This window comes from uncultured Nostoc sp. (assembly GCF_964245575.1).
In the GTDB taxonomy this organism is placed as follows: domain Bacteria; phylum Cyanobacteriota; class Cyanobacteriia; order Cyanobacteriales; family Nostocaceae; genus Nostoc.
The window spans coordinates 1-8909 of sequence record NZ_CAXTNP010000295.1 but is presented as its reverse complement, the minus strand read 5'-3'; the positions used below and the strand labels follow the sequence as shown (position 1 = coordinate 8909).

The window sequence follows — 8909 nt, the reverse complement described above, 5'->3', positions numbered from 1 at the left end:
CTGATAGTGTCACAACCTATACTTATGATCCCAAGGGCAACCGGATATCTTCTAGCCAAGACTACAAAGGCAAGGACGAAATTAATGGTATCTATGACTACAAGACCGACGGCATAGTTGATAATGTCAAAACCTATACCTATGGGCGTACAACCACTAGTTATGACTTCAATAATGATGGTGTAATTGATGCGGTTGGTATTTATAGCTACGATGCTAAGGGAAAACTAACTACAGAGAAGATTGATAATAATCGTGATGGCATCATTGATGAAGTAACTGCTTACAGCTACGATGCTAGCGACAAACTCACTGCACAGGTAGTTGACAAAAATAATGATGGACTCGGTGACGAGATTACCAGTTATAACTACGATGCCAATGGTAAACTGACTGACTCAGATATTGACAATAACAGCGATGGTATTGTTGATGCAGTTGCCAGTTATTTATATGATGCCAACGGTCAACTTATCAGTACAACCACCAACGATGCAAATGTACCGAACAAAACCTTATACGGTGGGAATTGTAAAGATACATTCACTGGTGGAACTGGCAACGATCAAATTTTTGGGAAAAACGGCAACGATAAACTATTTGGATTAGCAGGAAATGACAAACTAGTTGGTGGTAAAGGTAATGATATCCTCAACGGTGGCGCTGGTAGTGATACCCTCATAAGCGGTTGTGGGAATGATAAATTTGTTTTCAATAACCTAAGTGATTCGCTGTTGTCTCGTTTTGATAAAATTACTGACTTGAAAATCGGTGAAGATAAAATTGATGGTCTGAATGCAGTTTCTGCCACCAATTTGCTTCAACTTGGCCCTGTTGCAAGTTTGAATCTGTCAGACGTACAACAGATATTGACTGCAACTGCTTTTGTGGCTAAAGGTGCGGCAACTTTTACCTTAGGTACAAGCAGTCATCAACGGACTTTTGTGGCACTCAATGATAGTACTAATGGATTTTCTGCCCTCACGGATGCTGTTATTGAGATTAGTGGCTACAAAGGCGACTTAACTCATTTAGCGATTGTCTAAGCTGAGTTGCTAAGAGGATGTTTGAAAAGTGGTGGCTGATATATGAAAAATCATGAGTAACTAAAATCAAAGTTTTTAGCTATTTAATTTAACTTTGTACAAAGTCAATAGGACTTACCCATTGACAATAAATACCAAATATGTATAAGCTTAAAAACCACATCTTTTGTAAGGGCACAGCATTGCTGTGCCCCTACAGCATGGTCTATTTACGATCGCAGGATAATTAAGATAAGCCTGAAACAATCTATTTTCATTAATTTAGATCACGATGCATTTGTACAGTGCCTAAATCCTAGTCAAATAAAAATCATCACATGCAGCAATGCAACACCAATATCCAACATCCAAAATCCGAAGCTGACTATGGTGTTGGGGAGTTTTTTTTTGCGAGTTTGGCTCCTTTAATATCCAGCAATTGTGCTAATTCGGTTGTATTCAATGACTTGACGAGACTCAAACCAAGCGACTTACTAGAAATACTTTGAGTATAGGCGGCGTTAAGGTAGGGGGTGTATTGCGGTCTTCCTACAACATAAGTTTGGAAAAAAGGTAAACTCAAAACATTCATGTAACGACGCGCTTGGGAAGCATCGCCAATCATATCAGCAGGTAATGCTACTTGTTGATTTGCGGGGTTGGCATTGCCAATAGTGGAAAAGTGAGTGCCACCTTCAAGCATAACGAGATACTTTTGTGAATTCGCCAACCAGGAGAAAGGTAAAATTTGCTCCGATAAAGCTGGTGCAACTGTATCATCACTACTGCTGACAATCATCACTGGAGTTTTAATTTGACTTAAGCCAGCTTTGCCGAAAATAGAACTAGTAATGGGATTAACTGCGATCGCGGCTTTCACTCTCTCATCCCGCAGGTTATAATCTTTGCCAGACTTGCTGATGCTCAATTCTAAAGCGCGACACTGGAGCATTAAAGACATATTCCAGGTATTTTGCAGTGTTGCTGGTTGACAGTCAAGTTTTAGCTGCTCAAAGTTGATTTTAGCGCCTGCTAGGGCTAAGGCTGTGTAGCCTCCCAATGATTGACCAAATACTCCGACTTGTTGCAGATTTAACCGACCTTTAAACCGTGAATCAGATTGATTACCTTTTTCCAATTGATTCAGGATATATGTTATGTCCATTGGTCGGTCTTGAAATTCACCTGGTTCTGCTATTTCATTGGCGTGTCCATTCAACAGAGAATGCAATTGTTTAGCATCACTACCAGGATGATTGGGAACGACGACGGCAAATCCGTAAGAAGCTAAGTGTGTGGCTAAATATTGAAAGTTGCTGCTATCTAAACCCAACCCGTGAGAAATCACAATTACGGGTGCAGCATTCTGGACATTGGGAATATAAACATCAGTTAATAAAAGCCGATTGCGTGTTAAGTCAAAAAACTTTAGGGTGTATTTTTGCGACTTAAACTTTCCTGGAACTTGTAAATCAGGTAATTGTGATAAATTCGGTTGTTTGATGGTATCAGCTTCTATTTTAGACTCTTGAGAAACTGCTGCGATCGCTCGATGAGTTTGGTTAACAAGTTTCTCTAATTCCGTACCTATTTCCAAAGTCTGTGCAACATCAAGGCGAATGCTGCTGGTGGGATATTTACGCAACACATTCAAAAGTGTTAAGCCTTCCGATTCACCAGAGGCTAAAATTAGCGCCGAACGCAAAGCACCAAATCCTGGTTCTGGGTGACTGGTTTTGATAATTTGCGCTAACCGATGCAGCAACAATTCTCCTTGGGGTGTGTAGAGAAGTTGCGAAACTACTACCGGACTAACTTTCACACGATTAAGTAAAATCTGCCGCAATTCTTGAAGCTGTTGAAGAGGCAGATATTGCTGATAGGCTGCCAAGTCTTCGTTAATTATACCTGTTTTGGCATAGTTTTCTAAAGTGGTGACTGAAATGGAAAGCTCTAAAGCTGAATAAGATGCATAAATCCGCTCTGCTGCCAAGACAGAATTACTAATTCCAAATGTTGGCAGCACCATTGAAAGAACCAGCAATAAAGAATTTTTTCTCAGGGTGCTGGCCCAATTACCAAACAAACTATTCATCGCTCAACTGTTTCGGTGGTCTGGTTTTATTAGGTGTTGGCTTTGGTAGTTATTCGGGCGCCCTGCTTGATTTACTTAAAGTTATTAGCCTGGATTTTTTCAAAACAGAATTTAGGAGTCAGGAGTTAGAATTCTCTAGTAATTAATTCTGACTCCTGAATTCTGATTTTTGAATTCTTCTTCAAGAATTTTCTCTTGGCTATCAAGTCAAAAATCAGATACTACAGAGTCACACAGATAGTCAAATTATCCATTTTCTAAGAGGTTGACTCCCGTAGTTTGCCTTCACTAGTAAATCATAACAAATAAAAAATACTCTGCCTCAGTATTTATGTTGTAGCTTTGAATATGGCACGAATTTACTAGATAAAAAAGCTAGTACAAATCCCGAAAGCTATTCTTATTAATTAGCTTTTCCCAAGGCGATCGCTACTGAACCTGTGACTACTAAACCCGCTCCTAATATTGCTATAAAAGTGAAGTGTTCTGGTGGTATCCAATAAGGTGCAATAACTGATACAACTACAACTGATATTAATGTCACAATGGGAGCCAAAGCTAATACTGCACTTACTCGTGATGCTTCCCAATGTTCTAATGATTCGGCAAAAGCACCGTAAGCGATTAAAGTATTCAAAGCACAAAAAACCAGTATTAATAAATGGAAGCTATCAAGTATAAAAAGTGATTTTATTTTGGCTAGAGGAGTGAATAATAAAGCACAGCCCCCATAAATAATCAGCATAATGCTAGGGGAAGATAAAGACTGCAATAACTGCTTTTGTGCCAAAGCATAAATAGCCCATGCCGTTGCTCCTAGCACGATTAAGACACTACCTAGTATATATGTGCCATGCGCTGTAATTAAATTTGTTAGTTGTTCCCGAAAAAATAAAAGATAACCGCAAGTCATTACACTTACACCAATCCATTGATACAGCCGATAACGTTCTTTAAAAATCACTAACCCTCCGAAACCTAATAAAAGGGTAGATAATTGGATGAGAACTTCAGCGTTAGCAGGGGATGTTAGTGCTAAACCTTGCATGAACAGAAAGTAATTAATCCCTAAAAATAGTGTAGCGATCGCTAATAATTTCCAAGAAGCAGAACGCAGTTGTTCTAACTTTGGTAATTTACCGCGTATTCCTAAATACACACCAAGCAGTAAAAAAGATATCAAAAAGCGAAACCAAATGACGGTATAGACATCAAGCACTTGCAGAGTTACCGCCAGAGCAATAGGTAAAATTCCCCACAAGAAAACCGTTAATAGCGATAACGCTAGCCCTAAGCGCCAGCGACCAGAACTTTGATGTAGTGACATTCAAATATTTTACCCAAAGTATAGCTGATGTTAATAACCTGATTAATGCAGGTTCAATGTAGAATAGTTTACCTACTCAACTGAATTTATTTGTAGTCTTATAGGGTTTTTTGCTCACATAAAATTTGTAAATTGTGTAGGTACTTTACATGAATATTACATTTGAAATTTTATTAGAGATGTATAATTTTTTCAGCGTTAATTTACTACAAAAAACCTATGGGCATTATACCCATAATAAGCTTAGTAGTCTTTATTACTTGCTTATCAATTTACTTCCTACTGACCTCAAAAGGTCGGTTTTTACTCAAATCTTTGGTGACAAAAATAAAACGCCAAGAGTGGAGATTCAGATATGGCAAGCTTAATCACTTGAGATCGAGATTTTTAAAGACTATAACTATTGCTGCCATTATTATGGCAGCAATAATAGCTGGAAATACTGTATCAGCCCAGGTTACGTCGCCTCTAACTTCGCTCAAGAGCGTATCGGTTCCGCAGCCTGACAATCTTGGAGACTTCGTAAAAGACAAAGTAGCTGCAATCAAGTTAGGAAAAACTCTCTTTTGGGATATGCAGGTTGGGAGCGACGGACAGACCTCCTGTGCTAGTTGTCACTTCCATGCTGGAGCCGACAATAGATCCAAAAATCAGATTTCTCCTGGGCTTTTGCGGATTAACACTAATGGTACAGTGAATCCGGATACAGTTTTTAATATAGGTGGTGCGCCAAACTACCAACTTAAACCGGGAGATTTTCCCTTCCACAAGCTGTCAGACCCGAATAATCCTAATACCGTTGTATCTGACCGAAATGATGTCAGTTCCTCTCAGGGTGTCTCCAATACTAAGTTTGTTGATGTCATCCCTGGTAGCGCGGAAGACAAAGTAAAAACAGAGCTAGATCCGGTATTTAACGTCGGAGGTACAAATGTGCGCCGCGTCCAGCCACGTAACACCCCAACCGTGATTAATTCAGCATTCAACTTCCGTAACTTTTGGGATGGAAGGGCACAGAACATCTTTAATGGGGTGAATCCCTTTGGTTTAAGAGATCCTAACGCTTCTGTGGTAAAAGCAGAAAAGCCAAATCAGCTTAAATTTGTCAAAATCAGACTGAATAATTCGTCTTTGGCTTCTCAGGCGCTCGGCCCGCCACTCAGTTCCTTCGAGTTGTCGGCTGATGGTCGCACTTTTCAAGAAATTGGTGATAAGTTCGGGCGAATTGACAACAAAAAATCTCTCACCAAACTGCCGGTAGATAATCCAGATAACATTGCTGATACTCTGGTTGGGCCGCTACTCAATTCCGTTGAAGAACTTACTGATAATGTGACGCAAATTGGCAACACTAAATCTCTCAGTACACTGCTGCAAAATGTTCTGTCACTTAGGGGTACAAAGCTTCCCCGAGTCCTGGGGCAAAAGTTATCTCGCCTTAGACCGCTAGGCAAACAGATTGTGGATCTACAAGACAGCGTTTTAGGTGCAGACAGTAGATATCCCCAGCCCGGACTGAAGGATAAAACCTACGACCAGCTGATTAAAGATGCCTTTAAGCCGGAGTGGTGGAAGTCTAATCAACTTATCCAAGTTGATGCTGAAGGTAAAAGGACTTTTGTCAACAGCGCTGATAACTCTTCCAAAACTAATGAGTACACGCTGTTGGAGTATAACTTCTCGCTGTTCTTTGGGCTGGCAATTCAGTTGTACGAGTCTACACTTATTGCCAACGATACGCCCTTTGATCGCTTCTTGGAAGGAAACACTACAGCCCTAACTAAGCAGCAGCAACTAGGTCAACAACTGTTCCAGGGCAAGGCTCTGTGTATTGGTTGTCACGTTGGATCGGAATTAACAGCTGCTTCAGTGAGCAGCGTGGCTAAAGACGGACGAATCAAACGTGCCCCATTCGGTGCAAGACCCCCTGAAGACAATGGTTTCTTCAATATCGGCGTTAGACCTATTACGGACGACCCCGGTTTGGGTGGTAGTGACCCTGTGCAGAATAATCCGCTTTCAGAGGCACGATTGGCTCAGTTAGGGAAATTTCAGCTTCTCCTTGGCGAAAACCCCCCCACCCTCAATCCACCGTTGAATTCTAGTGAAACTGTGACGGCAGAGGGAGCTTTCAAAGCGCCTGGACTTCGCAATGTCGAACTCACTGCCCCTTACTTCCACAATGGAGGTCAAGCAACTTTAGAGCAAGTGGTTGATTTTTACAATCGAGGTGGTGACTTTGGAGTTCTTCCCCCCCTGAATCTATCACCAGAAGAAAAAGAACAATTGGTCGCCTTTTTAAAGGGACTGACTGATGACCGAGTTAGGTATGAGAAAGCGCCTTTTGATCATCCGCAACTTTTCGTGCCCAATGGACATCCAGGTAATGAAAAATTTGTTACCGACGATGGTACGGGCAAAGCTACAGATAGCTTCCTAGAAATTCCTGCTGTTGGTAGGTATGGCGGTAGTGCTATACGAAATTTCTTGAAATAACATTTCACGAAATACCTGATACCGATAAATATAGGGGCGTACAGCTAGCTGTACGCCCCTATATTTATTAAGGAGTGCGTAGGCGTAGCCCGCCGGAGGCATCGCCAAGTACCGGTTCTATATTGCTAACTTTGGTATTGTCTAGGTAATTATAGACTCTTCTGGAAACTTCACGGACAAAATCTCCAGCTTTGGGATCGTTGTTTGGTCTTTGCACCAAAACACCTGCTAAATAGCTTTTGCCGTTGGGCATTTGAATTATACCCGCATCACCAATGATAAATCTCAATGTACCAGTTTTGTGTGCGATCGTAGCTCCTTGACCAATACCAGCTGGTAGTAAACTATTAGTTTTGACATGGCGCATAATGCCTAAAACTTGATTGCGGCTATTTGGGGATAACAAACGATTATTAAAAACTAACGCCGCCAATCTGACCAAATCTTTAGAACTAGTGGTATTTGTGCCAGCAATGTCTGGAAGTAAATTCCGAAGTGCTGTATTTTGCAATCCCCAGCTACGAAAACGTTGGCTAACTTTTGCTGCACCACCCAAGCGATCGAGAATCAGATTTGTGGCGGTATTATCGCTGATTGTCATCATCAAGGTAGCAGTTTCTAGGACGCTAAATTTAGTACCGATGGGTTTGTATTGCATAGTTCCAGATTCACCAACCTTTAAATCGCGCCGCATCACTAATTTATCGGTAAGTTTAATTCTACCTGCGTCTATTTCTTGGAAAAGAGCCACTAATAAGGGAAATTTTATTGTACTGGCAGCAGCAAATCTTTTTTCGCCATTAATATCTATATAGTTTCCTGTATCTAAATCTAAGAAAAAGATTCCCGGATTTAAGGATTTATAACTCGCTAACAAAGTACGAATTTGAGAAGTGATGCCAATCATCTCTTGACCAAGATTTACAACTCCAGCAAATGTAGATGCATCTGTGGATTTGATGGCAATATCTTCTCTATTTTCTCCAACAATGGGATTGTTTTGGCGGTTAAATGAATTGAATTTGAAAATCCAATGAGAACGAGAATCTCCTTTAATTGATATATTTTGGGAAGTAACATCATAACTAGGAGCTAATTCTACGACAAAACGAGTGGTTTGAGAGTCTGGTTTGCCGAGGCGAATTTCTTTCACCGCCTTACCAAAACTTTGTTTGACACTATCAGAATTAAAATTAGTTCCAGGTAAGTCAATTACCAATCGGCTAGGATTATCTAATAAAAATGCTTTTGGTTCTATTCCCGAAGTGGTAGTTAGGTCTAATTGGTTTTGGCTAGAATCATAGTACCAAGACTGTAATTGTGAGGCTTTAGCTTGTCCTGCAACTATAACCAAACTGCTTAAAGCAATCGCCAGTAGATGTGATTTCATGTTGTGATTGTGGGTGTGCAAGTAAGGAGGAACTAATCAGGTTTACTTAGATTGTTTTCTGATGATTGTGCTGAACTTCCGGAGAAAAGTCATAAATCCCGTTGAGTTATTTTTTGAGATGATATTTGGGATTAGATAAGCACGATAAATCATCATTACTTATTAAAAGTAAATCGCTGACAGTTTTATTTGTGGTGTGAGTTGATAACAACAGAAATTGTTAATCTAACGGAAGGACGAGCTAAGGATTAATTATGTTTCCAACTTATGTTTTGTAGAGAGAGAAAGTAAAACCCATTCACTAAAACCCTAATATATATAGATTTCGCGTAGGGGCACAGCATTGCCCATTAGTGTCAACTTAACGTAAAACTCTTGTCAAGACGTGATATTGAGTTCATTCACTTACGGTTACTCACCGCGTCACCCCACCCCGGTTTTGTCTAAAGCCAAAACCGCCCCTCCCCGATGCCTTGGGGCTACGGTGTACACACAAGTCGGAAATAGCTAGATTAACCAGGGTTTTACCCCACCCTAACCCTCCCCGTATGTATTGGGGAGGGAACTAGATTTCTT

At 40.5% G+C, this 8909-nt stretch carries 5 protein-coding genes; 2 read left to right on the top strand and 3 right to left on the bottom strand.

Annotation, left to right across the window (positions count from 1 at the left end):
* A partial coding sequence (locus ACFFAP_RS31835) for a bluetail domain-containing putative surface protein (protein ID WP_375514960.1) occupies positions 1-1046 on the top strand: 1046 nt, incomplete at its 5' end.
* Positions 1047-1410: 364 nt separating this feature from the next.
* On the opposite strand, the gene ACFFAP_RS31830 is transcribed toward ACFFAP_RS31835, so the two are convergent.
* Positions 1411-3120, bottom strand: a complete 1710-nt coding sequence (locus ACFFAP_RS31830; protein ID WP_375514959.1) for an alpha/beta hydrolase — start codon at positions 3118-3120, stop codon at positions 1411-1413.
* Positions 3121-3523: 403 nt separating this feature from the next.
* The gene (locus tag ACFFAP_RS31825; RefSeq protein ID WP_375514958.1) at positions 3524-4447 is read right to left on the bottom strand and encodes a DMT family transporter; all 924 of its coding nucleotides are present in this window, start codon (positions 4445-4447) and stop codon (positions 3524-3526) included.
* Positions 4448-4666: 219 nt separating this feature from the next.
* On the opposite strand from ACFFAP_RS31825, the gene ACFFAP_RS31820 reads away from it, so the two are divergent.
* On the top strand, positions 4667-6943 hold the full coding sequence (locus ACFFAP_RS31820) for a cytochrome-c peroxidase (RefSeq protein WP_375514957.1): 2277 nt from the start codon (positions 4667-4669) through the stop codon (positions 6941-6943).
* Positions 6944-7010: 67 nt separating this feature from the next.
* On the opposite strand, the gene ACFFAP_RS31815 is transcribed toward ACFFAP_RS31820, so the two are convergent.
* Complete coding sequence (locus ACFFAP_RS31815; RefSeq protein ID WP_375514956.1) at positions 7011-8333, bottom strand: serine hydrolase; 1323 nt, start codon at positions 8331-8333, stop codon at positions 7011-7013.
* Positions 8334-8909 lie beyond the last annotated feature (576 nt).

What these genes read in the sequence shown, in the direction of transcription:
- ACFFAP_RS31815 (WP_375514956.1), bottom strand. Translation starts at nt 8,333, where the DNA reads ATGAAATCACATCTACTGGCGATTGCTTTAAGCAGTTTGGTTATAGTT.
- ACFFAP_RS31825 (WP_375514958.1), bottom strand. Translation starts at nt 4,447, where the DNA reads ATGTCACTACATCAAAGTTCTGGTCGCTGGCGCTTAGGGCTAGCGTTA.
- ACFFAP_RS31820 (WP_375514957.1), top strand. Translation starts at nt 4,667, where the DNA reads ATGGGCATTATACCCATAATAAGCTTAGTAGTCTTTATTACTTGCTTA.
- ACFFAP_RS31830 (WP_375514959.1), bottom strand. Translation starts at nt 3,120, where the DNA reads ATGAATAGTTTGTTTGGTAATTGGGCCAGCACCCTGAGAAAAAATTCT.